Below are 24,847 nucleotides of genomic sequence, written 5' to 3'. Positions count from 1 at the left end.
ATTGACATCAGGTCAATGAGGATTTTGAGCGGGTGGCTTAACGCCGCCAGCGGGGTTCGCAGCAGGATTTGTTTTAGGCGCCGATTTCTTTGCTGTATTGCTCTGCCGTCAGCAAGCCTTCCAGATCCGCCACATTGGCTGGCTTCACGCGGAAGAACCACGCCGCGCCGTATGGATCGCTGTTGGCCAGCTCAGGTGCAGCTTCCAGCTCGACATTCACTTCCAGCACTTCGCCGGCGATTGGTGCGTAAACATCTGAAGCGGCTTTTACCGATTCCACCACGCCTGCGGTAGCGTCGGCGTCCAGTTGCGCGCCCACGGCCGGCAGCTCAACAAACACCACATCGCCCAGCAACTCCTGAGCGTGGTCGGTAATGCCGATGGTGACGGTGCCATCGGCTTCCAAGCGCAGCCATTCGTGGCTGTTTACGTATTTCAGTTCTGTAGGTACCTTGTTCATGACGCAATCCTCTATGGGTATATGATTAGAAGTTATATTTTAATTAGCCCGCAGGGCAATACCCTGCGGTGTATAGCGAATACAGTGGCCAATTGGCCTTGCCCGTGCCAGCTTAGGCAAAGACCTTTTTGCCGTTGCGCACAAACGGCATTTTCACCACGCGCACATCGGTCAAAGTGCCGCGCAAATCCACCTGCGCACTGTCGCCAGTGGCGGCGGGTACGCGAGCAATGGCCACCGAATGCTTGAGCGTGGGCGAGAAAGTACCGCTGGTAATTACGCCTTCGCCAATGCCAGCGACCACCACTTTCTGGCCTTCGCGCAATACGCCACGGCCTTCGAGCACGAGGCCCACTTGTTTCATGGCAACGCCTGCCGCGCGTTCAGCTTCCAGCGCAGCGCGGCCAATGAAGTTGCGATCCGCCGGTTCCCACGAAATCGTCCAGCCCATGCCGGCTTGCAGTGGCGTAATGGTTTCATCCATGTCATGGCCGTACAAATTCATGCCCGCTTCCAGACGAAGCGTATCGCGTGCGCCCAAGCCGATGGGCGCCACGCCCGCGCCGAGCAGCGCTTTCCAGAATAGTGGCGCTTCATCCGCTGGCAACATGATTTCCAGCCCGTCTTCCCCCGTATATCCAGTGCGAGCGATAAACCAGCCCTCTTCAACCGAGCCAAACGGGAAACCCTGGAATACTTTCAGGCCTTTAATCGTGCTTTCCCACTCTTCGTGCAGCACTTTGCAGGCTTTTTCGATGGCGTTTGGGCCTTGGACGGCGATCATGGCCAGCTCGCGGCGAACGGTCAGCACTACATCGCGGCCTTCAGCTTGCTTTAGCATCCAGGCGATGTCTTTATCGGCCGTACCAGCGTTCACCACCATGCGGTAGCCATAATAGGTGCGGTAAACGATCAGATCGTCGATAACGGTGCCTGCGGGCGTGAGCATGCCCGAATACAGCGCTTTGCCGTCAAAAGCGAGCTTTTCCACGTCGTTGGCGATCAGGGTGCGCAGCCAGTCTTTGGCCTCAGTACCGGTAATGTCGAGCACGCACATGTGCGAGACGTCAAACATGCCGGCGTCGGTGCGAACGATTTCGTGTTCTTTAAGTTGCGAGCCGTAGTGGATCGGCATCGCCCAGCCGGCGAAATCAACAATCTTTGCGCCAGCGGCCAGATGGGATTCGTAGAGCGGCGTGGTCTTGGGGGTTGCGGTCATCGTGGACTCCATAGGGTATACCCTCATAGGCCGCTACTTTATTAATGTAGCGGGCAACACCCCTCTGTCCTGTCACCTGAGATTTTCCGGTCAGCACTGCTGGCCGTTGAGCCCTTCGGTGGTTGCCGCGGGCATCGACCATGCCGGGCAACACTCTCCAGAGTATTTGAGCTCAGCTGAGCTCGGTGCAAGCAGTCCTTCTACCTGAGCGATTCGCGGGTGCCATTGCGCCTTCGGTGGTATTTGTTTACAGACAAATACACTCTCCTGCTTAACGGGCTGGATTATCGGGGGAAGTAGCAGGCTTGGCAAGCCGCAAACGCGAAAAATCGGCCACAACAAGATAAGCGCAAAGCGCGGTAGCTAGCCCTGCAATGGCATCGTAAGCTGCTTGGTCAAAATGGCCTGATTTTCTTCCTGAAAACCGATTTTCCGGTAGAAGTGATAGGCCGGCACGGCGCGAGCCGTGTTGAGAAAAGTCCAACCATAACCCTGCGCCAGCAAGCGCTGCTCATATTCAGCAAATAATCGCTGACCTAAGCCCTGCCCTTGCAACTGGCCAGCAATGCAAAACTCTTTAATAAAAAAATGCCAGCCCTCAATCCAGCACTCGCCCCAGCCAAAGGCCAGGCCTACCGGCTCATCATCGGCCCGCATACCCAAGCCATAAAAACGTGGGAACTGGCTAAACGCAGCAAAGCGCTCTAGCACGGCCTCAATCTGCCAACCATCACACCACGGCGCGGCATTAAACACCCGCAAATACAGCTCGGCATACGGCGCCAGATTGGTGGAATTTAAGTCTTCAAACTTTAGTTGCATCGCCCCTCATTTGCCGGCACCGGGCTTTAGCGCCACAATGCCCTACTTACACAAACCCACAGTGTATCGAAACCTAGGCTAAAAATGCTGCCGATCACGCTACGCCGCCCACTCAAGCTATGGCCACACTTACGGCCAGCCCTGCTCCCCGCCCTGTTGGTCGGGCTACTTGGCCTCGCGCTGCTTTGGCATGGGCCGATACAGCAATTGCCCGATTATCATCATTTTGCCGATCGGCGTAGCTGGCTGGGCCTACCCAATGCCGCCGATGTACTCTCCAACCTTGGCTTTGCGCTGGTTGCGCTTTGGGGCGGCTGGCGACTGAGCCGCGCCAATCCGGCCCACCCGGCCTTGCGGGCTTATGCACTGTTTTTTCTGGCGCTGCTGCTCACCGCCGTGGGTTCGGGTTGGTATCACCTGGCCCCAGACAACACCCGGCTGGTGTTTGATCGCATCCCGATTGCACTGGCCTGCGTGGCCCTGCTCGCCGCGATCTGGCAAGACCAATACGGGCGAGCTGGGCGCGGTGGGCTGCAAACGCTGGCCTGCTTGCTACTGGCGCTACTGGCCTACCTGAGCGTGTGGTGGTGGCAAAGCACCGATGTACCGCTGCTGGCGCCAGCCGCCGGCGCACTGTTAGCGCCAACACCAGCCCAGCCGGCGGGGCTGGGCGATCTGCGACCGTATTTGCTGCTGCAGATTTTGCCGCTCATCCTCATCCCGCTTGTGCAGTGGCAGGCCGGTAGCCCCGCCCGCCAGCGCCGCGCGTTTGCCTTGGCCATCGCGCTGTATGTCGCGGCCAAGGCGGCAGAGCTACAAGATCATCAGCTCTTTCACCAGCTGCAATGGCTTAGCGGCCATACGCTCAAACACTTGCTCGCTAGTCTCGCGGCGCTGGTGATTTGCTGGCAAATGCCGCTGGCCGAGCCGCGGCAAAATTAGCCGCATTTGGGCAGTAAAACTCATTCTCCTTTTGCTATGCTGCAAACAGCTTAGCCCTAAGGATGCCCCGCATGAGTGTGAGCCCGGCCAAGAAAGTACTGATTGTTGATGATGATGCGATCCAGCGAGTCTTGCTGAGCAATCTACTCAACCCCCACTATCAAGTATTTGCGGCGCCCGATGGCCGTGCCGGCTTAGCGCTGGCCAATGCTGAATTGCCTGCCGCGGTGATCTCTGATGTGTGCATGCCCGAGCTGGGCGGGTATGAGCTCTGCCAGCAACTAAGTAGCAGCGCCGCCACCGCGCATATTCCGGTGCTGCTGATTTCTGCCGAAGAAAACATGACCGAGCTACTGCGCGTTTATGATGCCGGCGGGCAGGGTTTTATCACCAAACCGATCCACCCCGGAGAGCTACTGACTCAACTGGCGCATATTTTACAGCTGGCCGAGCAACGGGCCGCGCTCGAACAGCAACTCAACTACGCCACCAGCGCAGCTTTTACAGCCATGAGCAGCATGAGCGAAACCGGTACGCTGATGCAGGCGGTTACGGGTTTACCCGGTAAGCATAACGAGCAAGAAGTATTGAGCCATTTATTGGCCATGCTGGCCGAATTTGGCCTGAGTGGTGTCGTGGCCATTCACACCGCACACAGCCAGCTGTGCCAAAATCAGGCTGGCGAAGCCAGCCCGGTTGAGAAAGCCATCTTGCAGCAAATGCGCAGTATGGAACGCATTATGCAGTTTAAGCAGCGGCTATCGATTCACTTCCCCAATGTCAGCCTCTTGGTCACTAATTTGCCGATCAATGAGCCCGATCGCGCCGGCCGCTTGCGGGATCACCTGGCCATCATGCTCGAAGCGGCGCAGTGCAAGCTCGATGCATTTAGTATGAAGATGGATGTGGAAGAACAAGGCAAACTCATCGCCACCGCCCGCGAGCTAGTGCAAACTCTTTATCAAATTCAGCAGCAACAACGCTGCAGCAGTGAAGAAAAAGTCGCCGTGATCAGCCATAGCCTGATGGAACTTGAGCATTCACTTACCTCGTTCGGCCTCACCGATCAGCAAGAAGAGAATCTGCTGCGGATTGTCCGTGAATCCTGGGACAACCTCTCCAACCTCTACCAGCAAGAGCGTACGCTGCAGGAAAAGCTCTCCGGGCTGGCAGATAAGCTCAATCAGATTTTATAAGCGCTAACGCCGCCGAATAGGCCCAGCGCCACGGGCTGTGATCACGGCACTGGGCACAGTGCTAAACCCAGCATCTAGCCCAGCAACTGATGCAAGCCATACAGCGTCAGCCCAATCAGCCCCCCCACCAGCGTGCCATTCAGGCGTACAAACTGCAGATCCACGCCCACATTCACCTCCAGCCGCTCGACCATCACTTCGTCATCCCACGCTTTTAGCTGCTCAGCAATAAATACCCCGATTTGCCGGCGATAGCGTTTCACTAGCTGGCCGGCGGCGACGCGGGCGTGGCGATTTAGCCAGTCGGATAGGCTGGCGTCTTGCGCCAAGCGTTGGGCCAGATGCGTGAGGCCTGCGGCGAGTTTTTGCCGCAGCAGCGAATCGGGCGTATTGAGCCCTTCGGCCAGCCAGGCCACCACGCGCAGCCAGATCTGATCAAGCGTGGCCAACAGCGTGGGGTCAGCCAGCAGGCGTTGCTGCGCGGCGCGCAGGCGCGCTTGTAGCTCGGTATCGGTGCGCAATTGCTCGATTAGCTCAGCCAAGGTCTGATCGACATGCTGGCGTAGCGGATGCTGCGGCGCATCGCGCATGGCCTGCACTTCGCGCGCGGCAGCATGTACGAGTTTGCGCGCCAGGTAGCGCCCCCCAGCTTCATCCAGTGACAGCCATTTTAGGTAATCCAGCTCCGTGGCAATCAAATGCGCCAGGTGGTTTTGCAGCCGCTGCTGCGTGGTGGGGTGATTAAGCTGGTCATCAAGGTGGGACAGCACCGCATCCACCAATTGCTGGTGCGTACCGCTCTGGCGGATATAGCGCAAGATTTCGGTGGTGGGCGGCAATAAATCCAGCTTACCCAGCTGATGATGCAAAAGCTCGCGCAGCCGCGCCTGCATCGCGGGCTCAGTCAGGCTTTGCAAAATATAGTGCAGCAGATTGGCAAGCTGTTCGGCGCTGGCCGCCGCGTGTTCGCTTTGCTGTAGCCACTGGGCGAGCCGGGCGGCGGGGTTAAATTCGCTCACCTTGGCCATGATGCGCTCGGTGGAGAGAAAGTGCGCCTCAATAAATTCGCCCAGGCTATCGGCAATGCGGTGTTTGTTTTTCGGGATAATGGCCGTGTGCGGGATCGGCAGATTCAGCGGCTGGCGAAATAAAGCCGTGACCGCAAACCAATCGGCCAAGCCCCCCACCAACGCCGCTTCGGCAAAGGCCTCGATATAGCCAAGCCAGCCCCAGTGCGGATACAGGCTGCGCAGCCAGATCATCCACAGCAGCAGCGCGGCCATCAGTACCAAAAGACCGGTGGCGCGGCGTTTCATAGTGGCGAGGCGTTGGGTTTTACTGGCCAGCGCCATTGTGGCGGGAGTGGGCATGCGGCGACCTACGGCACAACAAGAAACCTTCAGTGTACGCTGCAGGCTGCGGCTTGTCTTGCGATGGGCTTACGTACAGATACCCCATCCAGTATTGCCCCACAAAGCACGCCAATAAATGGCCACCTGACAATACCCCTAGGCAAATCGACACGCCCTACCATGCACATGGCGCGCCCACCCGCGCCTAGCGCAGCCATTCAGCCAGCCCCTCTGTCGCTGTAGCCACCGGCTGCGCGAAATCTTGCGCTCGGCAGGCTGGCGCTTTACACCAAGCGCACTTTCACCGGCTTGCCTTTCAATTTGCCCTGCCCATTGCCTAAACGTTTGAGCACCGACTGCACATGGCGGCGCTCGATGGCCACATAGGTTTGAAATTCAAACAGATCAATCTTGCCAATCGCGTCGCCCGGCAAGCCACCATCGCCGGTTAAGGCCCCGACTACATCGCCGGGGCGCACTTTCTGTTTGCGGCCTACATCAAAACACAAGGTTGCCATGCGCGCGGGCAGCGCAAATTCGCCGTCGATAGTCAGGTCTTCAATACGGCCCGCCGGAATATCGGCATCCAGATATTCAGCCACCTGCCGCTGGCGCTTGGCCTGACTCGGGCTCACCAAACTCACGGCATAGCCTTTTTTGCCGGCGCGGCCAGTGCGGCCGATGCGGTGCACATACACTTCCGGGTCGTGCGGCAATTCGTAATTCACCACCAGCGCCAGGTCTTTAATATCCAGCCCGCGCGCGGCCATATCGGTGGCCACCAGAATCGGGCAGCTACCATTGGCAAATTGCACCAGCATCAGATCACGATCGCGCTGTTCCAGCTCGCCATGCAGGGCAATCGCGGCAAAGCCGTCTTCCACCAGCGATTCGGCCAGCGCCATACAATCGGCGCGGGTATTACAAAACACCACGCTGGAAGCCGGCTGATAATGGGCAAAAATGCGTTTCAGTAAATCAGGCTTGTCGGCGTTGTCTTTCACCGCATAGGCGGCCTGCACGATATACGACTGATCGTGCAGCGCTTCCACGGTCACTTCCACCGGGCTGCGCTGAATGCTGGCCGAAAGTTTGCGAATACCCTCGGGGTAAGTCGCGGAAAACAGCAGCGTTTGCCGCCATTTGGGCAAAAATGAAATCACATCGGCCACTTCGCCGCCAAAGCCCATATCCAGCATGCGGTCGGCTTCATCCAGCACCAGAGTGCTGACGTGCTTCACGCTCAGGGTTTCTTTATGCAAATGATCTTGAATCCGCCCTGGCGTGCCCACCACCACGTGCGTACCATGGGCTAGCGAAGCGGCCTGTGGTGCCAGCGGCGTGCCGCCACACAGCGTAGTGATTTTCAGATTGGGTAAATGCCGGCCAAGGCGGCGCAAATCTTTACTGACCTGATCGGCCAGCTCACGGGTGGGGCACAAAATCAGTGCTTGCGGCTTAAATAGCGTGAGATTGAGCTTATGCAGCAGCCCGATCCCAAATGCCGCCGTTTTGCCGCTGCCGGTTTTGGCTTTGGCGATCAGATCGCGCCCTTCCAGCACCAGCGGCAAGCTAGCCGCCTGAATCGGGGTCATGCTGGTGAAGCCCAGTGAGGCCAGATTATCCTGGCATTCGGCCGAGAGTACATCGAGGGAGGAAAAAGGGATCGCTTTAGCCATAGGGTACCGCCTTGCAAAAAACACCGGTGGGTTGCACCAATGCAAACGGCCTTGGTTATGGAAAAACCAAAGCCGTTGGGTAATAGATTGATTGGGCGGGATTTTACCTGAAAAACCGGCCCAGCGGGATCAGGCGCCCCAGAGCGCGCGCAAGAGATAAAACACCAGCATGCCCACCGCAATGGCCGCCATCAGCCGGCGGGTGCGCGCCATAATCAGCGCCGTAGCCAGCATGCCCCACAGTGCGGGGTTGGCCAGCGTCCAGCGCCAGCCGGTTGGCCCGTGGAGCACTTCGGGCAAGACGATGGCCGTAAGCACCGCCACTGGTACAAAAGCCAGCGCCTGCTGCACTCTCGCTGGTAGGCGCGCCGCCATGCCGGGGATAAACCCCAGCACGCGCAAGCCATAAGTCACCACCGCCATGCCAAGCAGCATCAGGACAATTTCTGGAATACTCATTGCCAGTATACTCATCAAATGCCTTCCTTATCTGGCTTTGCAGGCAATACCCCAGCAGGCGCCGCACCACCCCGATTCGCCACCAGCATACCGGCCCAAATCCCGGCCAGCACCGCCAGCAGCAAACCCAGCTTATAAGGTAATGATAAGGTCAGCAGCGAAGTCAGCCCCGCAGCCACGCAAGCGGCGATTTGTGCGCGATTAATCAACAGCGGCACCACAATGCCGGTGAAAGTGGCCACCATGGCAAATTCCAGCCCCCAGCTCGCCAAGCCCGGCACACTCTGCCCGAGCAGCACCCCGGCTATGGTGGAAAGCAGCCAGCTGCCGCCATTGCACAGCCCCGAGCCCAGCATAAACGCTCCCAAAGGCTGCACTTGCTGCTGGCGCGCCAATTGCATGGCCGCAAAGGTTTCATCGGTGAGGAAATACGCCAACCCGGCGCGCTGCCAGAAAGGCAAATGCGCCAGCTCGGCATGCAGGCTGGCGCTGTAGAGCGCATGGCGCAAGTTCACAATCAGCGTGGTGAAGACAATCAGCGGCCAGCCCGCGCCGCTGGCGAGCAAACTCACTGCCAGAAACTGCGCCGAGCCGGCATACACCACTAGCGACATCGCCACCGCCGCCCAGCCGGGCAAGCCGGCGCTAATGGCCAGCGCACCAAAAATCAGCCCGAACGGCGCCACACCCATTTGCATCGGCAAGGTGGCCTGAAAACCGGCGCGCAAGGCGGCACTTACAGAATGGGGGGCCGGCAATTAATACCCACCCAGCGTAAAAGCCGGCAGGCTATATGAAATAATAATCAGCAAGCAATACCCCATTTATTGCGCCAATAGCGCTTGCTTGAGCTCTTCCGGCACATTCGACAGCACCAGCGTATCGCTGTATTTATCGTAAATCACCGCCCCGCTGCGCAGGCTGGCGCGATCAAATTCCACTTTCCATTGCGGCGCATTGGCCTTAAAGCGCATCAGCGGTTTGATCGCCCGCCGATCAGGCACGAAACCATCATTAATGCCCAGCTCTTCGTTTTCTAGCGCAGCCTGCAGCTGAGCTGGCGCGGTGGGGAAAACCTGTTCGGCAACCGTCGCCAGCGCTACTTCACCCTGCCCTTCGCCCAAGGCATCCAGATAGCTGTGCGCGCGCTGAAAGAGCTCATCGCGCTCATCGCCGGCAATGGCTTGCTCATTGGCAAAGGCTTCCAGCCCTTTCACGAGTTTCTGGGTTTCTTTGAGCGGGATTTTGACATCAAGGCAGCCTAGAAACTGCTTGAAATAGCCAGCCACATCACCGCGCCCACGCAAAAAGCTCACATAGCGCTCGCCGCCCGCCTGCCAGCTACCGAGGTCAATCCGCCCTGCCACACGCAGATGCTGCATATCCAGGTGAATACTATCAACCACCTGCAGCTCATCATTCACCGCCGTACCAATCACTTCGCTCAGCAGTGCAATAAAAATAAAGCGCATCGCTGCGTTATTCACCTGCGCCACCAGCACATAACCGCCACTAGCCAGTGGCTCGGCCTCCATGCGGGTTTGCAGCTCGGCCATCAGCTCACGAGAAAAACCGGTGAAATCGAGGCTGTGTTCCTGACTAAAGCGGCGCACCAGTTGCGGCATCACCAACGTTTCATCATCGGCAAACTGGCCAAAGCCTTTGCCATTGCGCGTGCCGTATTGCTCGCACAATTGATCCACCAGCCGTTGCGCAGCGGGTGTAATCGCCAATGCAGCCGGCGCCAGCGCCACCCGCGCCGGGCCATTGGGCTCTTTGTGCAGTTGATGAATAATCAGGTGTTCAATGGTATTGAGCGACATGGCAGCCCACCGCAATGCAAAAGCACTATTGTCCATGCTTTAGCGCGCGGCGACCAGTCGGCGGTGGTGGTCGTCGTTCAACGAGCGGCGGCAAGCCGACCATGGCCGAAGTCGCAGAGCGGGCGGCTTGATTGCAGGGCCAGCAAGCGGACTACTGCGGTTTGGGCGATCGCACGAGGCTAGCGCGCTGGGGCCGCTTGGCGCGCCCGTTGCCACAGTGCAGCGCAGTCGCGAATATGGGCTTCCCCAAGCATGCGCATGGCGGTGTAGCTTAAGCCGGCTGCGACTACAGGGCCCAATAGCGGCACCCATTTGGCCGCCTGCTTGCTCACCAGTCGCACGCCAGCACGTTTGAGCGCCAGCATAATCAGCGCTTTGCTGGCATAGCGGCCGATCAGCGGATTGCCCAGTTGCCGTGCCAGCTGCAACAGCCATTGCTGCTCACTGGCACTAAATTGCTCGACTTGTGTGGCGGCCAGCCCAAATTCACGATTGATGGCTTCCACCATTTTGGCCAGAATGGCCATATCGGCGGCGACATCCAGCCCCGGCACCGGCACCGCAGCGAGCGCCCCCGACAACAGCGCCTGCGATTGAATCAAGGCGCGGGCGCGGGCCATGGTGGCGGCCAATTCGTCCTCAGTAGGCAGGACCAACAAGGATTCATGAATTATCTCGCTCATTTACATCTGGCTCCGGATGAGGCGCAAGCGCGCGTCGGCAATTTACTGGGTGATTTTATCAAACCGGCCAACGCCGGGCATTTACCACCGGCGCTGCAGGCCGGCTTACGCCTGCATTTGCAGATCGACCAATACACCGATCAGCATCCTTTGATCCGCACGGCGCGGCCTTGGTTCCACCCCAGCCGGCAGCGTTTTGCCGGGATTTTGCTGGATATTTTCTTTGATCATTTTCTGGCCCGCGATTGGAGGCAATGGCATCCGCAACCGCTGACGACGTTTACTGAGCAAGTGTACGCCGAGCTGTTTAGCCACTGGGATTATCTGCCCCCGCGACTGCAACATAATCTACCCGCCATGCAGCAGGAAGACTGGCTGGGGGGCTATCGCGAGCTGGCACGCATTGAGCGGGTGCTGGCCGGCTTTGCCCGATTTCGCCTCAGCCGCCCGACGCCGTTTGCAGCGGGGTTTCTGGATTTGCAGGCCAATTATGCTGAGTTTGGCGCGCTTTTTCAGGCGTTTTACCCGCAATTGCAGGCGCATGTGGCGCAGCTGCTAGCGCCTCAGGCCGAATGCGGAAATTCGCCCAAGCAAGCCTGATTGCGCCCCTTTTCCTTGGCCAGATATAGCGCGGCATCGGCCGCAGCTACCAGCCATTTGGGCGAAGCATCCAGCCGCGGGGTAATGGCACACACGCCCACACTTACCGTCACCGTGGGCATGCCGTCTTCGCGATCCGGGTGGGCGATCGCCACCCCGGCCACCTGATCACTCAACCATTGCCCGACCGACAGTGCATCGGCAGGGCCTATGGCCGGCAGAATAATCGCAAACTCTTCTCCGCCGTAGCGGGAAACAATTTCACCGGGCCGGCGCACACTACGCGATAAGCACTGCGCTACCGATTTGAGGCAATCATCGCCCGCCTGATGCCCCAGCTTGTCGTTAAAGCGTTTGAAATGATCGACATCGACCATAGCCAGCGCCAAGGGCATTTGCAAGCGTAAATGCCGCCGCCATTCCTGCAGCAACACTTCATTAAAGTGCCGGCGATTAAACACCCCGGTCAGGGCATCCAGATTCACCAGCGATTGCAGATAGCGGGTTTGCTGATTGAGCAGCAGATGGGTTTTCACCCGCGCTTTGACCACATCTTCGTTAAACGGCTTACTGACAAAATCTACCGCGCCGGCACGCAGCGCTTTGATTTCGTATTCGTCACCACGGTGGGCGGTGATGATCATGATGGCACTATCGAAATTGGGCTGATGGCGCAGCGCCCGGCAGACTTCGTAACCATTCATGCCCGGCATTTCCACATCGAGCAGAATCAGATTGGGGTGCAATTGCTGCGCCAGCAGCAGGCCCTGCTCGCCATCACTGGCACAATGCACTTCGGCAAGGCCTTCAACCATGGCGGTGAGCATTTTCTGATTGAGCGGGCTGTCATCCACAATCAAAATGACGCCGGCCTGAGCGCGCCGCAACACCATGCTTTACTCCGGGTCGGGCAGCTGCTGGCGAATCGCCACAAATTCGGGATAGGCGGCCAGCGCCACATCCACTAAATGCGGATCAAAATGCTTGCCGCGTTCAGCCTGCAGCAAGGCGATAATGTCTGCATCCGGCCACGGCTCTTTGTAAGAGCGGCGCGAAGCCAGCGCATCAATCACATCAACTACCGCCATAATGCGCGCCTCGAGCGGAATCGCCGCGCCAGCCAAGCCGCGTGGGTAACCGCTGCCATCCCATTTTTCGTGGTGATCGCGAGCAATAATCGCCCCCATTTTGGCAATCACCCGCTTGGTGTTTTTCAACAGCTGATAGCCGTGATCCGCATGGGTTTTCATGATTTCCCATTCCTGCGCATCGAGCTTGCCGTGCTTATGCAAAATGGTTTCCGGGATCGCGATCTTGCCAATATCGTGTAGCGGCGAGGCATAGCGGATGGTTTCGCAGTAGTCTTGCGGCATATCGAGTTTATGCGCCAAGAGCTCGCACATCAGCGCCACGCGCCGCACATGCATGCCGGTTTCTTTCGAGCGTTGTTCAATCGCATCGCCGATGACGAGCAACAACTCTTTTTGCGTTTCCTGGATATTTTCTTTGGTGTAGAGCGATTCGAAAATCAGCGCCACATTGCTGGCAAACATTTGCAGCAAGCGTTGCTGCAATTCATCCAGCGGCTGGCAAAGGCTGGCATACAGCACATTGGTGGCATCAGTGCCGACTTCAAAATTAGCCAGAAACGCATAATCAGGCAGCTGATTCTGGCCGCCATCGCACATAAAATTGACCAACTCGCGCACATGATCGGGTAGCGAGGGGCCATTAAGATCGTCGGCGATATGGATATTCTCACCCGTGGCGGCCAGCACCGTATTGACCTTATCACCATATAAATCAGTTGATTGCGAAACCAGATACACTTCGCTGGTTTGAATATTCAGTAGATCCAGTAATTGCTGCAGTACGGCCGAGCCAAACTGATGCAGGGTGCGGCTGCGTAATACGGCTTGCGAGGAGGAAATGACTTTTTCCATCCCTTGCTGGGTATTGCTAATGGTGATGATGTCGCGATAAGAGCGGATCGCCGCGTAGATACAGGTTTTGAGCTTGATATTGGTGAGCTCGGTTTTGGCTTTGTAGTCGTTGATGTCGTATTCCTGAATCACGACTTCTTCCGGGTGCTGATTGGGCTGGCCGGTGCGCAGGATAATCCGCAAGGAGCGGTTATTCATTTCCGAGCGGATTTTCTCCACCAGCAGCAAGCCGGCTTCGGGCGACTCCATCACCACATCGATAAACGCCACCGCCACATCCGGATGCTGGCTCAGTAACTCATAGCCGCTGATCCCGCTATCGGCATATAGCAATTCTAGCGGACGGCCATCGACCTTCACCCGAGCCAGAGAGAGCCGGGTCACTTCGAAAATATCGCGTTCATCGTCGATGACGGCCACTTTCCAAGGGGGGAGTTTTTCTTCCCCTTGTCGTGGGGCATCGTCCAGCAGGAAGTCCATTGCGCGCTGTATCTGAAGTTTTCTAACACTTCAGCATAGTCGCCTACGCGCAAAAAGCCATGCAGTGGCGGCCAAAGGCGCGCTAGCTGCGCTGCATGGGCTGATAGCTGATTCCATTCTCGCTGGTTTGCTGGGCGGCGATCGGCATAAAGCCATAGCGCATATAGGCCATCACGCTGTTAGGGCTGGCATTTACACTGCGCAATGGGCAGACCGCGTCAGCGGCGCGAATCAGCGCGCGCCCTACCCCGCGGCTTTGCAACTCGGGTAGCACAAACAGCAAGGTGATATGCCCATCACCCCGCACTTGAATCAGGCCGATGATCGTATCCTGCACCAAGGCCACCCAGGTGGCGGCGCCGGCCGCATCGCGGGCGCGGATTTCCGGGGCGCTGCAAATGGCAGCGATGGCCGCTGCGCCTTGCGCGCTCTGGTATTGCACCGCTAGGTGCTGAAACGAGGCCCAGGCCACCGTGGCGGCGGTGTCGTATTCATCAGCCTGAATCGGGCGGACTGTCAGCGCCATTAGCCGGCAGTCCCACCGACAGTCAGCCCGCCATCGATGCGCAGCGTCGGTTGGCCCACGCCCACCGGCACGCTCTGGCCGTCTTTCCCGCAGGTGCCGACGCCCGGATCTAGCGCCATATCGTTGCCGATCATCGACACGCGGGTAAGTACATCTGGGCCATTACCGATCAGAGTGGCACCTTTGACCGGATACAGCAGCTGGCCGTTTTCTACATACCAAGCTTCAGCCGCCGAGAATACAAATTTGCCGCTGGTGATATCCACCTGGCCGCCACCAAAATTCACCGCATATAGCCCGCGCTCCATCGAGGCGATAATCTCGGCCGGCTCGCACTCGCCGTTGGTCATCAGGGTATTGGTCATGCGCGGCATCGGCAAGTGGGCGTAGCTTTCGCGCCGGCCATTGCCGGTAATGGCGGTATTCATCAGCCGGGCATTCAGGCTGTCTTGAATATAGCCTTGCAAGATACCGTCTTCGATCAGCACTGTGCGCTGGGTTGGATTGCCTTCATCGTCGATATTCAGCGAGCCACGGCGATCTACCAGCGTGCCATCATCCACCACCGTCACACCCGGCGCCGCCACGCGCTGACCAATCCGGCCAGCAAAGGCCGAGCTGCCTTTACGGTTAAAGTCGCCTTCTAGCCCGTGGCCAATTGCTTCGTGTAGCAAAATACCCGGCCAGCCATTACCCAGCACCACGGTCATTTCGCCGGCTGGCGCTGGGCGGGCATCCAGATTGAGTACGGCCTGATCGACGGCTTTTTTGGCGTAATCCAGCAGCACGGCATCAGTGAAATAAGCGTAATCAAACCGCCCGCCGCCGCCCGCGCTGCCCTGCTCACGCTGGCCGTTATGCTCCACAATCACATTGATCGACAAGCGACACAGCGGGCGCACATCGGCCGCGCGATGGCCATCATGCCGCGCGACATAAATCACTTCGAATTCACTCGCCAGGCTGGCCATCACCTGCACCACCCGTGGATCAAGGCTACGCGCGATTTGCTCCACTTTTTCCAGCAGGGCGACTTTGGCCACTTCATCCAGGCTAGCGAGCGGGTCTTTAGGGGTATAGAGCTGCAAGCCTTTTTGCTGATAGGGCTGCGCGGCAATACCCTGCCCACCTTGCCGGCCAATCGCCCGCGTGGCCAGCGCCGACTGAGTGAGCGCCGGCAGGCTGATGTCATCGGAATAGGCAAACGCGGTTTTCTCGCCACTGACGGCCCGCACACCCACGCCCTGATCAATATTAAAGCTGCCGGATTTTACAATCCCTTCATCCAGGCTCCAGGCTTCGGAGCGGCTGTATTGGAAATACAAGTCGGCATAATCCACCTCGTGTTGCATGATTTGCCCCAACACCTGCTGCAAAGCAGCTTCATCCAGCGCAGCCGGGGCCAGCAGCTGGCGCTCGGCAAGGGCAAACGGGTCGAGGTGGGCGGCATCAAACGAAGCGGGCATGGTCATCCTTTACAACAGTTAGTTTTAGCGCACGCCGATCCGGCGCGGCGCAAAGTGAACATTAAAGCACACGATGGCGCAGGGCCGGCAAAATTGTCCGTACCCGGGCGGCTTGGCTGGCTTTCAATTCAGCCAGCACCACCCCTTCGCCCGTGGGCAGCACATCCAGCACCATCCCCCACGGGTCGATCAACATGCTGTGGCCAAACGTGCTGCGTCCGCTGGGGTGGGTGCCGCCCTGGCCACTGGCCACAACAAAACACTGGTTTTCAATCGCCCGCGCACGCAGCAGGATTTCCCAGTGCGCACGGCCCGTGGTGGCGGTAAAGGCTGCGGGCACCACCCAGATATCCACCTCACCAGCCTGGCGAAATAGCTCGGGAAAACGCAGGTCATAACATACCGCCAGCCCAAGACGGCCAAAGGGCGTGGGCACAGTCACCACGCTGGCGCCAGGGCGAATGGTGTCGGCCTCCTGGAAACATTCGCTGCCGTTTTGAAAGCCAAACAGGTGAATTTTGTCGTAGCGCGCCACGCATTCACCCGCCGGGTTGTACACCAGACAGCTATTCATCACCCGCGCGGGCTCTTCGCTGCGCAGCGGCACCGTACCACCCACCAGCCAAATGCCGTACTGCTGAGCCATGCGGGCCAGAAATTGCTGAATCGGGCCGCTGCCGTGCACCAAGGGCTGTGGCTGGTAGTCTTCCTGGACGGCCAACTTGTCGGTGTCGCGCTCGCCCATGATGGCGAAATATTCTGGCAGGGCCACACATTGCGCGCCGGCCTGCGCCGCCTGAGCGATCAACGCCCCCGCCCGAGCAAGATTGGCCGCGACATCCGGGCCGGAGATCATCTGAATACTGGCAAATCGGCAGCTTTGCATACCCCTACTCCGTATTGCTTGATACATCAATCAATCTAATGCTTTTTGCAAGATACCCGAGGCGATATCTTTGGGCTTGGCTGGCTGTACGCCGACCTTGCGGATTTTCGGCTCGCTCATACTGCCCTCGATCTGAAATTCATACGCCACCAGCTCGCCCAGCGGATTATCCAAGGCCGATTGCACCGCCAGCGTAGCCAGGCCCGCCAGTGGGTTCACCACCGTCACCCCCAACGCGACCGCACCACTGATACTCGGCACAATCCGCACCCGTAAATTCTGGGTATTGGCGATAAAATTGGCATCGCCAGTAAAGCGAATCTTGGCCGCTGGGCTGTCGATATGCAGATTATTGGTGCGCGCTACGCCTTGCTCGATCAGTGCGTCGCCTCGAATCCGATCAAACTCTAAGCCATTACTAAACACATCACTAAAGTCGAGTTTCAGCCGGCGCGGCAAGGCCTGCAGGCTGAGCACCGATAAAAAGCGCCCCACGCCGGGGTCTAATTTCAAAAACTGCCCTGCGCCGACATTCAGCGCCAGCTTGCCATTCACACTACTCCAGCGGGGCGCCCACGGCGCGCCCTGCCATTGCCCTTCGCCCTGCAATTGCAGCGGCGCATCTTTCAGTGCCTCAGGATAGCCCAGGCGCTTGAGTAATTTGCCGGTGTTTTCCGATTCGATCCGAAGGCTCGCCTGGGTTTTCTCCACGCTGCCTTGCTGTAACCACGCGCCCGAGAGCTGCACTTCGCCATCAGCGTTGCGCAGGCTCAGCTCATTAAAATCAATGCCATTGGCTTGCGGTTTGCTATTGATTTTGAGCGCGCCAAATTCAACCCCATTCACGCGAAAATCACTCGCGGTAAGCTGCAAAGCGGGAAAGCGCTGCCAGGTGGGCAACAGACTTTCTTCCACCGCCGGCGCCACCGTGAGCGCGGCCGGGCGCAGCCGCTCGGCAGTCGGTACGGTTTTGAGCGGCAACCAGAGTTTACTGAGCTTGGCCTGCACCAAATGTTGCGCCAATTGCCAGTTCACCTCGCCGCTCATTTGCTGGCTTTGCAGATGGGCTTGCACGGCTTTGGGCTGCAACTGCGCGTTCAGGCGCACGTCGGTGAGGCGCTGGCCCCAAATATCCAGCTCATCAAAGCCCACATTTTGCAGCAAGATCGGCGGCAAATTACTCGCACCCGAGCTGGGGCCCTCACTCACGCCGGCCAGCGCCAACCAATGCTCGGCCGAGAAATTGGGCCAGCTGCCGGCAATCTGGAGGCCTTTGGCCTGCTCATTCAGCTGCGCCTTGGCCGCTGGGCTGCGGGCATGGCCTAAATTCAGCTGCCCGCGCAGCTGGCTGGCTTCGTCGCCGATTAGCAGCGCCGCATTCAGCGCCTGATCGTAGCTAAATTCCAACCGCGATTGGCCCTGCTGATCGGCCAGCCGTAATTTAAACGGCCGCCGCTGGCCTTGGGCTTTGGTGAGGGGCGCGGGCAGGCTGATGGCTGCGCCAGCTAGATCCGAATTCAAATTCAACTCGAAATGCGCCGGGCTGACGGCCAGTTGCGCCTGAAACGGCACCATGCCTTTTAAGCCCGCCGCCAGTGCCGGCGCGTATTCCTGCATCGCACGTTGCACATCGGCGTCGCCTTTAAGCTGCAGCTGCAGATCGCCATTGCTGGCATTCGCGCCACTTAATTGCACCTGCCCACCCAGCGCCCGCGCGCTGGATGGCAATACTTTTAATTCATGCTCGGTAAAGTGCACTTCGCCACGCGCTTGCTCCAGCACCGGAATGCCGGCGCCGAAATCCAGCCGGTTGCCAGCAAAGCGGTATTGCCCATCCACCTGGGTGCCATCGATGTTCTCCACCGGAATATCCAGCCGCAAGCTCAGCTCACCATGGCCTTGCGCCTGCAGGCGATCCAGAAATCCATTCATAGCCTGCCGTACCGGGCTTTTGGCCACAAACTCAAGATAATCGGCTGTTTTACCGTTCACCTTGCCGGTGATCAGCACATGCGGGTCGTGATCCAGCTGCGGAATATCAACCTTCACCTCGTGCAACTGGGTGCCAGTGATGTTGCCCTGCTGCGCCCGCACTTGCAGCGCGGTGCCCTGAATTTCCACCTGCCCCTGAATACCGGTGATATCCGGCCAGTCTGCCCCGTAATTGAGTGTGACATCGCGCGCATCGGTCAGCACCCGAAACACGCCACGCTGGGCGGCCGGCGTGTTGGCAGGATACGGAAAATCAGCCACTTCACCGCGCCAGACAAACTGCGCATTGCGCGCCTCACCACCCTTGAGCGAATCTTTCAGCCAGTGCAGCACATCATCGCCGATCTCCCGCGGCAAGTAGGCATGCACCCGGTTGGCAGCCAGCCGCGCTATCGTGGCTTGCAAATCCACCTGCCCAAGCCCTTGCCCCGACCAGCGATAGCTGGCTTTGGTATCTAGCGCCAGATCGCGATTGCTGGCTTTCAGCCCCTGCAATTGCAGCTGCCAGCCCTGACCTGCGCGTTGCCACTGCCACTCGCTGGCCAAGCGATCAAATTGCAGCCCCTCGCTAAACTCGGCAGGATAGCTGATTTGCACGCCATCCCCACCTAGTATGAGGCGGCAACTATCAGGCTTGAATTCGGCATCTAGATTGAGGTTTTGCCAGGCCAATGCGCCCGGCAACTGGCTGGCGCTGAGATTGCTGGCCGCAAGCTCACCCTGCAGGCTGCGCCAGTTCGGTAGCGGCGCGCCGGCGCGCCATGGCCAATGCCCGGGCCAGGCCAGTTGCAGCTGGCTCAGCTCGCCCCCCAGCTTGGCATTGCGCCAGCTCGCCAGCTGCGCCGGCAGATAAGCTGCATAGGCATTCAAACCGGCCAATTGCCATGCGCTCGCGCGTAAACTCTGGCCATCGGCATCACGCTGCCAGTTTAACTGACAGCCCTGACATAACACGCCACTGGTGCCCACAATTCGCTGGCCACGCAGAGTAAAGCTTTGCTTTGCACCTTGCTGCTGCCAGCTAAATTGCCCAGCAAATTGCGGCAAACTAAAAGTGGGCCAATGCGCAAAACGGATTTGCCAGTCACTCAACTGCAGGTCAGCATCCAGCCCGGCCAAAGCGCCTTCATCCAGTTCAAATTCCAGCTTCAGCGCGCCTTTGCCACTAGCAAATTGCGCCTGTGGACTCAGAGGCGCCAACCAAGGGGCCAAGCGAGCCAGATCAGCCTTGGGGAGATTTAAGGCCACGGTGCCAGACCAATCGGCCAGATCACCCACATCATCGCCACTGAGGCGTGCTTGCAATTCCAGCGGGGTATCCAGCAATTGCTCGGGGCGCAAGCGCAACAACCAACGATGACGACCAAACCAGTTGTGCATGGTGAGCTGCAGATCGCGGGTGTGTAATGCCGGCCACAGCCCACGCGCATCGCGCAGCTGCAAGCGCCCCTGCCGGATTTCCACCTCGCCCTGCGCGATGAGCCAATTCAGTAATTGATGGTCGCCTGAATCGCTGTGATTTTGCGGCAAGGTAATGCCGCCAATCTGCCACTGCCCATTGGCCAGCCGGGTGATCACCAAATCAGGTGAGAGCAAAGTGAGCGAGCTGAAATGCAATTGCCCCAAGGCCAGCCGCCACCATGATAAGGCGCCCTGCATGCGGGCAAATTCCAGCGCTACCTCGCCGCGGCTATTGCGGGCCGTAAAATGCTCCAGCGTGAGCTGCGGGCGTATCCCTTGCCAGCCGCCGCTTAAGCGGCCAATCTGGATCGGCAAGCCGGTACTTTGACTCAGGCGGGTTTCCAGCCAGGGTTTATAACTATTCAGCCGCGGAATTAGCCAAGTTTGCCAGCCCAGCGCCAGCAGCGCGAGCAAGAGCAGCACGCTGAGCAAACAGCGTTTTAGCCAGCGCAGATGCCAGGCAGAAAAGCGGGCCCCCAGCGTTTTGAGCCGGGTCAAAAAAACCATGGACATCCTGAATCCGCAGCGGACACCGTACCCGCGCCGCAGCCGGCTGTGATACGGTAATGGGAGAAATAAAAAGGCCTGCCATTTTAACCTGAAAACCGGTGCCCCGATGACTGAACCCGCCACTGAAGCTGTCTTTGCTGCCGAATCTGAAACACCCACGCTGGCGCATCCGCTGTTGCAGCGCCCATTGGCGCATAGCCGCTATTTGCAACGGCTGCTCAATTGCCACCCCGAGCAGCTTGCCCCACTCATCACAGAGCACGCAGCGCCATTTGATCGGGCGGCGATGCAAGCTTGGCTTGCCTGCCAGCAGTGGGATAGCGATGAATCGCTAGGCCTGATATTGCGCCGCTTGCGTCAGGCGGTGATGGCGCGGCTAATTGTGCGTGAACTCAATCAGTTATCCGATCTCACCGAGGCGATGCACACGGTCAGCGACTTGGCCGAAGTAGCCGTCGAAACCGCAGTCAGTTGGGTCAGCCAGCCAAGCGAGCGCTATGGCCAGCCGATCGGCGAAGAGACCGGCACGGTGCAGGAACTGATCGTGGTAGGCATGGGCAAGCTCGGGGGACGGGAGCTCAATGTATCCTCAGATATCGACCTGATTTTCATCTACCCGGAAGACGGCGAAACCAGTGGCCCGCGGCAGATTAGCAATCACGAGTATTTTGTGGGGCTCGGCAAGCGCATTATCAAACTGATTGGCGAGCAGGACGCCAATGGCTTTGTATTTAGGGTGGATATGCGTTTGCGCCCGTTTGGCGATTCCGGGCCGCTGGTGAGCAGCTTTGCCGCGCTGGAAAACTATCTGCTCACCCAAGGCCGCGAGTGGGAGCGCTACGCCTGGATCAAAGGCCGCGCCCTTACCGGCGACGCTGAGGGCCTGATGCAGCTGGTGACACCGTTTGTGTATCGCAAATACCTCGATTACGGCGCTTACCAATCAATGCGTGAGCTGCATAGCCAGATCCGCCGCGAGGTTGAGCGCAAAGACCGGCTCGACAATGTGAAACTCGGCCCCGGGGGTATCCGCGAAATCGAGTTTATTGGTCAGGTGTTCCAGCTAATACGGGGGGGGCGTAATAAGACTTTGCGCTCTCGTGCCGCCCAAGGCATTTTGCGCGCGCTGCAAGAACAGCACCATTTACCACAGGAAGTCGAGCAAGCCCTGCAAGCAGCGTATGTTTTTTTGCGCGATGTTGAGCACCGGATTATGTATCTGGATGACGCACAAACCCAGATGCTCCCCACCGCGGCCGAAGATCAAGCCCAACTCGCCAGCAGCATGGGCTTTGCCGACTGGGGCAGCTTTAAAACCGCCCTCGATGCTCATCGGGCGATTGTTAGCCAGCATTTCGGGGCGATTTTTCAAGCCAGTGATGCCGATACCCCCGGGGGGGATCGCGACAGCGAAACCATTGATGCTTTTGCTGATGACAATACCCCCCGCTATACGCAATTAGGCTATCAGCAAGCTGCCGAGCTACAGCGCCGGCTGAGCGCCATGCAAGAGAGTGGCAAATACCGGCAAATGCCCGAGCGCAGCCGCCGCCGTCTGGAAGCCATTTTGCCAGCCTTAATTACCACCGCCGCCGCGTGCAGCAACCCCGATGCCACCGTGATGCGGGTACTGGATTTACTGGAGGCGGTCAGCCGGCGTGAATCCTATCTAGCGCTCCTGGCCGAGCACCCGCATGCGCTCAAACGCTTGGTGGATCTTTACAGCGCCAGCCCGTGGGTATCCGGCTATCTCACCCGGCACCCGCTATTGCTGGATGAGCTATTAGATGCCCGCCTACTGGAGCAAGCCCCCGATTGGCCGGCACTAGGCCAGCAACTGCGCCGTGAGATGCAAGACCTGAGCGACGACACCGAAGCACGCATGGATGCGCTGCGGCATTTTCAGCACACGCAGATTTTCCGGCTGGTGTGCCAAGATTTGGCCGGCCTGCTGCCACTGGAAAAGCTCTCCGATCATTTATCCGATCTGGCAGATTTAATACTGGCCGTGACGCTGGAAGAGGCCTGGCGTGACCTGCCGAATAAACACCAAACCGCCCCGAGCTTTGCCATCATTGGCTACGGCAAATTAGGCGGTAAAGAGCTGGGCTATGCTTCGGATCTGGATGTGGTTTTTTTGTACGACGACGAGCATCCTTCCGCCGCCGAAATCTACGCGCGGCTGGCCAAACGGATTGTCAATTGGCTCAGCACCCTCACCTCCGCCGGCATGCTGTACGACATTGATTTGCGCCTGCGCCCCAATGGCACGTCTGGCTTGCTAGTGTCCACCGTGGCGGCTTTTGCCGATTATCAGCGCCAATCGGCCTGGGTGTGGGAGCATCAAGCCTTAACACGTGCCCGCTTTAGCGCCGGCGCCACGTCGATAGGCGACGCTTTTGAAGCCATCCGGCAAGCCATCTTGGGGCAAAACCGAGATCTTGCCGCACTGCAACAGGAAGTGGTGGGCATGCGCGGCAAAATGCTGGAAACCCATCCCGCCAAGGGGCAGGATGTGAAGCATTTGCGCGGCGGCATTGTTGATGTGGAGTTCATCGTGCAATACCTGATTCTGGCCTATGCCCAGCGCCAGCCGGCTTTGCTGGCCAATAGCGGCAATATCGCCTTGCTGCAGGTAGCCGCCACCCAAGGCTTACTCCCCGCCGAGCCAGCGGCGGCCGCGCAAGTGGCCTACCGGGAATTGCGCCGCTTACAGCATCAGCACCGCCTGAACGGCACCGAGCTGCCAGCGCAGCGGATCGCGGCTTTGGCCGAGCCCATGAGCGCGGTTCGCACACTTTGGCAGTATTTGTTTGGCCAACCGCTTGAAGGCTGAGGTGGCCAAGGTAATAAAAAACGGCGCTACTCGCGCCGTTTTTTATTTTTGATCTCAATTGAAAAGCGTTTATTTGGCAAACTCGCCAAAATGCACAGCCGCTTTACCGCTTGGCATATAAGTCGCTAACCAGTCGGTTTCCTGCTTAACGTGATCCATCAGCAGCACCACGTGGCGTGGATCGATGTCATTGGCGAACCAGAATTCCTTCCGCCACACAGCATTACTCAGCTCAAAAAACTCGCCGCCGGGTGTGGTTTCATCCAGAGAAGGCGCCCGCTGGCTGTAATCGCAACACGCCAAGATCTCGCTCAGCGGGCTTAAAGCGTGCACGACCTCAATCACAAAGGCCGACATGGTGGGCGACATCTGCTGCAAGTTGGCATAAGCCGCGGTTTTTTGCTCTAGCACGCGGAATTCTTCCCGACAGCAGCAAGGGCAGATAAAATCTTGCGCACTCTCGATCAATTCGATGAGATGCTCCTTACCTTCCTGAGCATCCGGCGCCGAAAAACCGTGACCACATTTATAGACAACTTCGGTTTTCACAGAAAGCATGCATAAAACCAACAAATCTCAACAAATTGAGCATACCATTTTTTACTGAATTAACACTGACCTTTCAGTTCTTTTAATCTACCGCCGGTCGTTTCTGCCACATGCTAGACATTTTGTATCGTGATCCCGAGCTGATCGCCATTCACAAACCCAGTAATTTGCTGGTGCACCGCTCAGAGCTGGATTATCACGAGACCGAATTCGCCCTGCAGCAATTGCGCAATCAGCTGGGCCAGCATGTGTATCCTATCCATCGCTTGGATAAAGCCACTTCGGGCACGCTACTGTTTGCGCTTAATCCGGAAATGGCACGACTGATGGGCGAGGCCTTTGCCACGCGGCAGGTGCAAAAATCTTACCTTGCCGTAGTCCGTGGTTGGCCGCCGGCCAGTGGCGAGATTGATCACCCACTGAGTATTCGCGCCGATGAGCTGCCCCCTGAGCTCGCGGCGGGTGCCAGCAAAGCCCCGCAAGCCGCCCAAACGGCGTTTCAAACCTTGGCACAATTCGAGCTGCCCTGGGCGGTGGATAAATACCCCAGCAGCCGCTATGCCCTCGTGGCCTTGCAGCCCCATACCGGGCGAAAACATCAACTGCGCCGGCATATGAAGCACTTACAGCACCCCATGATTGGCGATAGCACTTACGGTAAAGGCCGTCACAATCGGGCTTTCGCCGAGGCATTTGAAGTCGATCGGCTGTTGCTGGCTTGCACCGGGCTGGCCTTCACTCATCCGCGCAGCGGGCAAGGCTTGGTGATTCACTGCCCGCTCGCAGCGGATTTTAGTCATGTTCTGGTGCAGCTGGCTGCGCTGCCGATGCAGCCGCAGCCTGATCTCCTCTCACTGCTGGCGCAGCAGGGGATTGATTTTCTTTCTCCCCAAGCCAGTACCCCCCGTAAGCAGCGCATCTACGTCTAAGCCATAAAAAAAGCCCGTGCAAGCACGGGCCCAA

At 58.4% G+C, this 24,847-nt stretch carries 21 protein-coding genes and 2 riboswitches; of the genes, 5 read left to right on the top strand and 16 right to left on the bottom strand.

The annotated features are described in order from the left end of the window. Nucleotides 1-73: 73 nt before the first annotated feature. From gcvH to G482_RS0103525, 3 genes are all read right to left on the bottom strand, one after another. Nucleotides 74-460, bottom strand: a complete 387-nt coding sequence (gcvH, locus tag G482_RS0103535; RefSeq protein WP_028448874.1) for a glycine cleavage system protein GcvH — start codon at nucleotides 458-460, stop codon at nucleotides 74-76. A gap of 112 nt (nucleotides 461-572) precedes the next feature. Continuing rightward, the gene (gcvT, locus tag G482_RS0103530; protein ID WP_028448873.1) at nucleotides 573-1,679 is read right to left on the bottom strand and encodes a glycine cleavage system aminomethyltransferase GcvT; all 1,107 of its coding nucleotides are present in this window, start codon (nucleotides 1,677-1,679) and stop codon (nucleotides 573-575) included. A gap of 54 nt (nucleotides 1,680-1,733) precedes the next feature. Next, a riboswitch (glycine riboswitch) is annotated at nucleotides 1,734-1,850 on the bottom strand. An 11-nt stretch (nucleotides 1,851-1,861) separates the two neighbouring features. Next, nucleotides 1,862-1,959: riboswitch (glycine riboswitch) on the bottom strand. An 83-nt stretch (nucleotides 1,960-2,042) separates the two neighbouring features. Next, complete coding sequence (locus G482_RS0103525; protein WP_028448872.1) at nucleotides 2,043-2,501, bottom strand: GNAT family N-acetyltransferase; 459 nt, start codon at nucleotides 2,499-2,501, stop codon at nucleotides 2,043-2,045. A gap of 84 nt (nucleotides 2,502-2,585) precedes the next feature. Between G482_RS0103525 and G482_RS0103520 the strand changes: the two genes are divergently transcribed. Both G482_RS0103520 and G482_RS0103515 read left to right on the top strand, forming a co-directional pair. Then, nucleotides 2,586-3,443: a hypothetical protein gene (locus G482_RS0103520; protein ID WP_028448871.1), complete on the top strand. Its 858-nt coding sequence runs from the start codon at nucleotides 2,586-2,588 to the stop codon at nucleotides 3,441-3,443. A 71-nt stretch (nucleotides 3,444-3,514) separates the two neighbouring features. Beyond that, nucleotides 3,515-4,639, top strand: a complete 1,125-nt coding sequence (locus G482_RS0103515) for a response regulator (RefSeq protein ID WP_034618670.1) — start codon at nucleotides 3,515-3,517, stop codon at nucleotides 4,637-4,639. 74 nt (nucleotides 4,640-4,713) lie between these two features. Here the strand turns inward: G482_RS0103515 and G482_RS0103510 are convergent, their stop codons facing one another. The 6 genes from G482_RS0103510 to G482_RS17125 form a co-directional block, all read right to left on the bottom strand. Continuing rightward, complete coding sequence (locus G482_RS0103510) at nucleotides 4,714-6,009, bottom strand: DUF445 domain-containing protein (protein WP_084414442.1); 1,296 nt, start codon at nucleotides 6,007-6,009, stop codon at nucleotides 4,714-4,716. 266 nt (nucleotides 6,010-6,275) lie between these two features. Then, the gene (gene dbpA, locus G482_RS0103505; protein WP_028448868.1) at nucleotides 6,276-7,670 is read right to left on the bottom strand and encodes an ATP-dependent RNA helicase DbpA; all 1,395 of its coding nucleotides are present in this window, start codon (nucleotides 7,668-7,670) and stop codon (nucleotides 6,276-6,278) included. 129 nt (nucleotides 7,671-7,799) lie between these two features. After that, nucleotides 7,800-8,144 carry an AzlD domain-containing protein gene (locus G482_RS0103500; protein WP_211227554.1) on the bottom strand — a complete coding sequence of 115 codons (345 nt, stop codon included), beginning with the start codon at nucleotides 8,142-8,144 and terminating at the stop codon, nucleotides 7,800-7,802. Beyond that, a complete protein-coding gene (locus G482_RS17130) occupies nucleotides 8,144-8,887 on the bottom strand; it encodes an AzlC family ABC transporter permease (RefSeq protein WP_245575234.1) in 744 nt (247 codons plus the stop codon). Before G482_RS17130 ends, G482_RS0103500 begins: the two co-directional genes overlap by 1 nt. Before the next feature lie 66 nt (nucleotides 8,888-8,953). Next, nucleotides 8,954-9,952 (bottom strand): nucleoid-associated protein, encoded by a 999-nt coding sequence (locus tag G482_RS0103490; RefSeq protein WP_028448866.1) that lies wholly within the window; start codon nucleotides 9,950-9,952, stop codon nucleotides 8,954-8,956. Between the two features lie 179 nt (nucleotides 9,953-10,131). Continuing rightward, nucleotides 10,132-10,635, bottom strand: a complete 504-nt coding sequence (locus tag G482_RS17125; RefSeq protein ID WP_051258685.1) for a hypothetical protein — start codon at nucleotides 10,633-10,635, stop codon at nucleotides 10,132-10,134. Here G482_RS17125 and G482_RS17120 point away from each other — a divergent pair. Continuing rightward, nucleotides 10,618-11,235 carry an acyl carrier protein phosphodiesterase gene (locus G482_RS17120; protein ID WP_051258684.1) on the top strand — a complete coding sequence of 206 codons (618 nt, stop codon included), beginning with the start codon at nucleotides 10,618-10,620 and terminating at the stop codon, nucleotides 11,233-11,235. The genes G482_RS17125 and G482_RS17120 overlap by 18 nt on opposite strands. Here the strand turns inward: G482_RS17120 and G482_RS0103475 are convergent. The 6 genes from G482_RS0103475 to G482_RS0103450 all read right to left on the bottom strand — a co-directional run bounded on the left by G482_RS0103475 (nucleotide 11,199) and on the right by G482_RS0103450 (nucleotide 20,496). Further along, nucleotides 11,199-12,128 carry a GGDEF domain-containing response regulator gene (locus tag G482_RS0103475; protein ID WP_028448865.1) on the bottom strand — a complete coding sequence of 310 codons (930 nt, stop codon included), beginning with the start codon at nucleotides 12,126-12,128 and terminating at the stop codon, nucleotides 11,199-11,201. The two genes, G482_RS17120 and G482_RS0103475, sit on opposite strands and share 37 nt — an antisense overlap. Nucleotides 12,129-12,131: 3 nt before the next feature. After that, complete coding sequence (locus G482_RS0103470; RefSeq protein ID WP_034618669.1) at nucleotides 12,132-13,658, bottom strand: HD domain-containing phosphohydrolase; 1,527 nt, start codon at nucleotides 13,656-13,658, stop codon at nucleotides 12,132-12,134. Nucleotides 13,659-13,740: 82 nt separating this feature from the next. Then, on the bottom strand, nucleotides 13,741-14,184 hold the full coding sequence (locus G482_RS19385) for a GNAT family N-acetyltransferase (RefSeq protein WP_051258683.1): 444 nt from the start codon (nucleotides 14,182-14,184) through the stop codon (nucleotides 13,741-13,743). Then, nucleotides 14,184-15,656, bottom strand: coding sequence for a metalloprotease TldD (gene tldD, locus G482_RS0103460; RefSeq protein ID WP_373277554.1), 1,473 nt, complete (start codon nucleotides 15,654-15,656; stop codon nucleotides 14,184-14,186). Before tldD ends, G482_RS19385 begins: the two co-directional genes overlap by 1 nt. A gap of 55 nt (nucleotides 15,657-15,711) precedes the next feature. After that, on the bottom strand, nucleotides 15,712-16,536 hold the full coding sequence (locus G482_RS0103455; RefSeq protein WP_028448862.1) for a carbon-nitrogen hydrolase family protein: 825 nt from the start codon (nucleotides 16,534-16,536) through the stop codon (nucleotides 15,712-15,714). A gap of 30 nt (nucleotides 16,537-16,566) precedes the next feature. Further along, nucleotides 16,567-20,496 carry a YhdP family protein gene (locus tag G482_RS0103450; protein WP_028448861.1) on the bottom strand — a complete coding sequence of 1,310 codons (3,930 nt, stop codon included), beginning with the start codon at nucleotides 20,494-20,496 and terminating at the stop codon, nucleotides 16,567-16,569. Nucleotides 20,497-20,605: 109 nt separating this feature from the next. Between G482_RS0103450 and glnE the strand changes: the two genes are divergently transcribed. After that, complete coding sequence (glnE, locus tag G482_RS0103445; protein WP_084414440.1) at nucleotides 20,606-23,335, top strand: bifunctional [glutamate--ammonia ligase]-adenylyl-L-tyrosine phosphorylase/[glutamate--ammonia-ligase] adenylyltransferase; 2,730 nt, start codon at nucleotides 20,606-20,608, stop codon at nucleotides 23,333-23,335. Nucleotides 23,336-23,404: 69 nt separating this feature from the next. On the opposite strand, the gene G482_RS0103440 is transcribed toward glnE, so the two are convergent. Then, nucleotides 23,405-23,893 carry a hypothetical protein gene (locus G482_RS0103440; RefSeq protein ID WP_028448859.1) on the bottom strand — a complete coding sequence of 163 codons (489 nt, stop codon included), beginning with the start codon at nucleotides 23,891-23,893 and terminating at the stop codon, nucleotides 23,405-23,407. Between the two features lie 101 nt (nucleotides 23,894-23,994). On the opposite strand from G482_RS0103440, the gene G482_RS17110 reads away from it, so the two are divergent. Next, a complete protein-coding gene (locus tag G482_RS17110; protein WP_084414439.1) occupies nucleotides 23,995-24,813 on the top strand; it encodes a pseudouridine synthase in 819 nt (272 codons plus the stop codon). The last annotated feature ends 34 nt before the right edge of the window (nucleotides 24,814-24,847 follow it).

It is taken from the genome of Chitinibacter tainanensis DSM 15459, assembly GCF_000429785.1.
Classification (GTDB): Bacteria; Pseudomonadota; Gammaproteobacteria; order Burkholderiales; family Chitinibacteraceae; genus Chitinibacter; species Chitinibacter tainanensis.
This window is presented reverse-complemented; position numbering and strand designations above follow the sequence as displayed.

Excerpts from the sequence above, each read along its gene's own strand:
- G482_RS0103520 (WP_028448871.1), top strand. The coding sequence starts at position 2,586 with ATGCTGCCGATCACGCTACGCCGCCCACTCAAGCTATGGCCACACTTA.
- G482_RS0103510 (WP_084414442.1), bottom strand. The coding sequence starts at position 6,009 with ATGCCCACTCCCGCCACAATGGCGCTGGCCAGTAAAACCCAACGCCTC.
- G482_RS19385 (WP_051258683.1), bottom strand. The coding sequence starts at position 14,184 with ATGGCGCTGACAGTCCGCCCGATTCAGGCTGATGAATACGACACCGCC.
- G482_RS0103515 (WP_034618670.1), top strand. The coding sequence starts at position 3,515 with ATGAGTGTGAGCCCGGCCAAGAAAGTACTGATTGTTGATGATGATGCG.
- G482_RS17110 (WP_084414439.1), top strand. The coding sequence starts at position 23,995 with ATGCTAGACATTTTGTATCGTGATCCCGAGCTGATCGCCATTCACAAA.
- G482_RS0103450 (WP_028448861.1), bottom strand. The coding sequence starts at position 20,496 with ATGGTTTTTTTGACCCGGCTCAAAACGCTGGGGGCCCGCTTTTCTGCC.
- G482_RS0103470 (WP_034618669.1), bottom strand. The coding sequence starts at position 13,658 with ATGGACTTCCTGCTGGACGATGCCCCACGACAAGGGGAAGAAAAACTC.
- tldD (WP_373277554.1), bottom strand. The coding sequence starts at position 15,656 with ATGACCATGCCCGCTTCGTTTGATGCCGCCCACCTCGACCCGTTTGCC.
- G482_RS0103455 (WP_028448862.1), bottom strand. The coding sequence starts at position 16,536 with ATGCAAAGCTGCCGATTTGCCAGTATTCAGATGATCTCCGGCCCGGAT.
- G482_RS0103440 (WP_028448859.1), bottom strand. The coding sequence starts at position 23,893 with ATGCTTTCTGTGAAAACCGAAGTTGTCTATAAATGTGGTCACGGTTTT.
- G482_RS0103475 (WP_028448865.1), bottom strand. The coding sequence starts at position 12,128 with ATGGTGTTGCGGCGCGCTCAGGCCGGCGTCATTTTGATTGTGGATGAC.
- glnE (WP_084414440.1), top strand. The coding sequence starts at position 20,606 with ATGACTGAACCCGCCACTGAAGCTGTCTTTGCTGCCGAATCTGAAACA.
- G482_RS17120 (WP_051258684.1), top strand. The coding sequence starts at position 10,618 with ATGAATTATCTCGCTCATTTACATCTGGCTCCGGATGAGGCGCAAGCG.
- gcvH (WP_028448874.1), bottom strand. The coding sequence starts at position 460 with ATGAACAAGGTACCTACAGAACTGAAATACGTAAACAGCCACGAATGG.
- dbpA (WP_028448868.1), bottom strand. The coding sequence starts at position 7,670 with ATGGCTAAAGCGATCCCTTTTTCCTCCCTCGATGTACTCTCGGCCGAA.
- G482_RS0103500 (WP_211227554.1), bottom strand. The coding sequence starts at position 8,144 with ATGAGTATACTGGCAATGAGTATTCCAGAAATTGTCCTGATGCTGCTT.
- G482_RS17125 (WP_051258685.1), bottom strand. The coding sequence starts at position 10,635 with ATGAGCGAGATAATTCATGAATCCTTGTTGGTCCTGCCTACTGAGGAC.
- gcvT (WP_028448873.1), bottom strand. The coding sequence starts at position 1,679 with ATGACCGCAACCCCCAAGACCACGCCGCTCTACGAATCCCATCTGGCC.
- G482_RS0103490 (WP_028448866.1), bottom strand. The coding sequence starts at position 9,952 with ATGTCGCTCAATACCATTGAACACCTGATTATTCATCAACTGCACAAA.
- G482_RS0103525 (WP_028448872.1), bottom strand. The coding sequence starts at position 2,501 with ATGCAACTAAAGTTTGAAGACTTAAATTCCACCAATCTGGCGCCGTAT.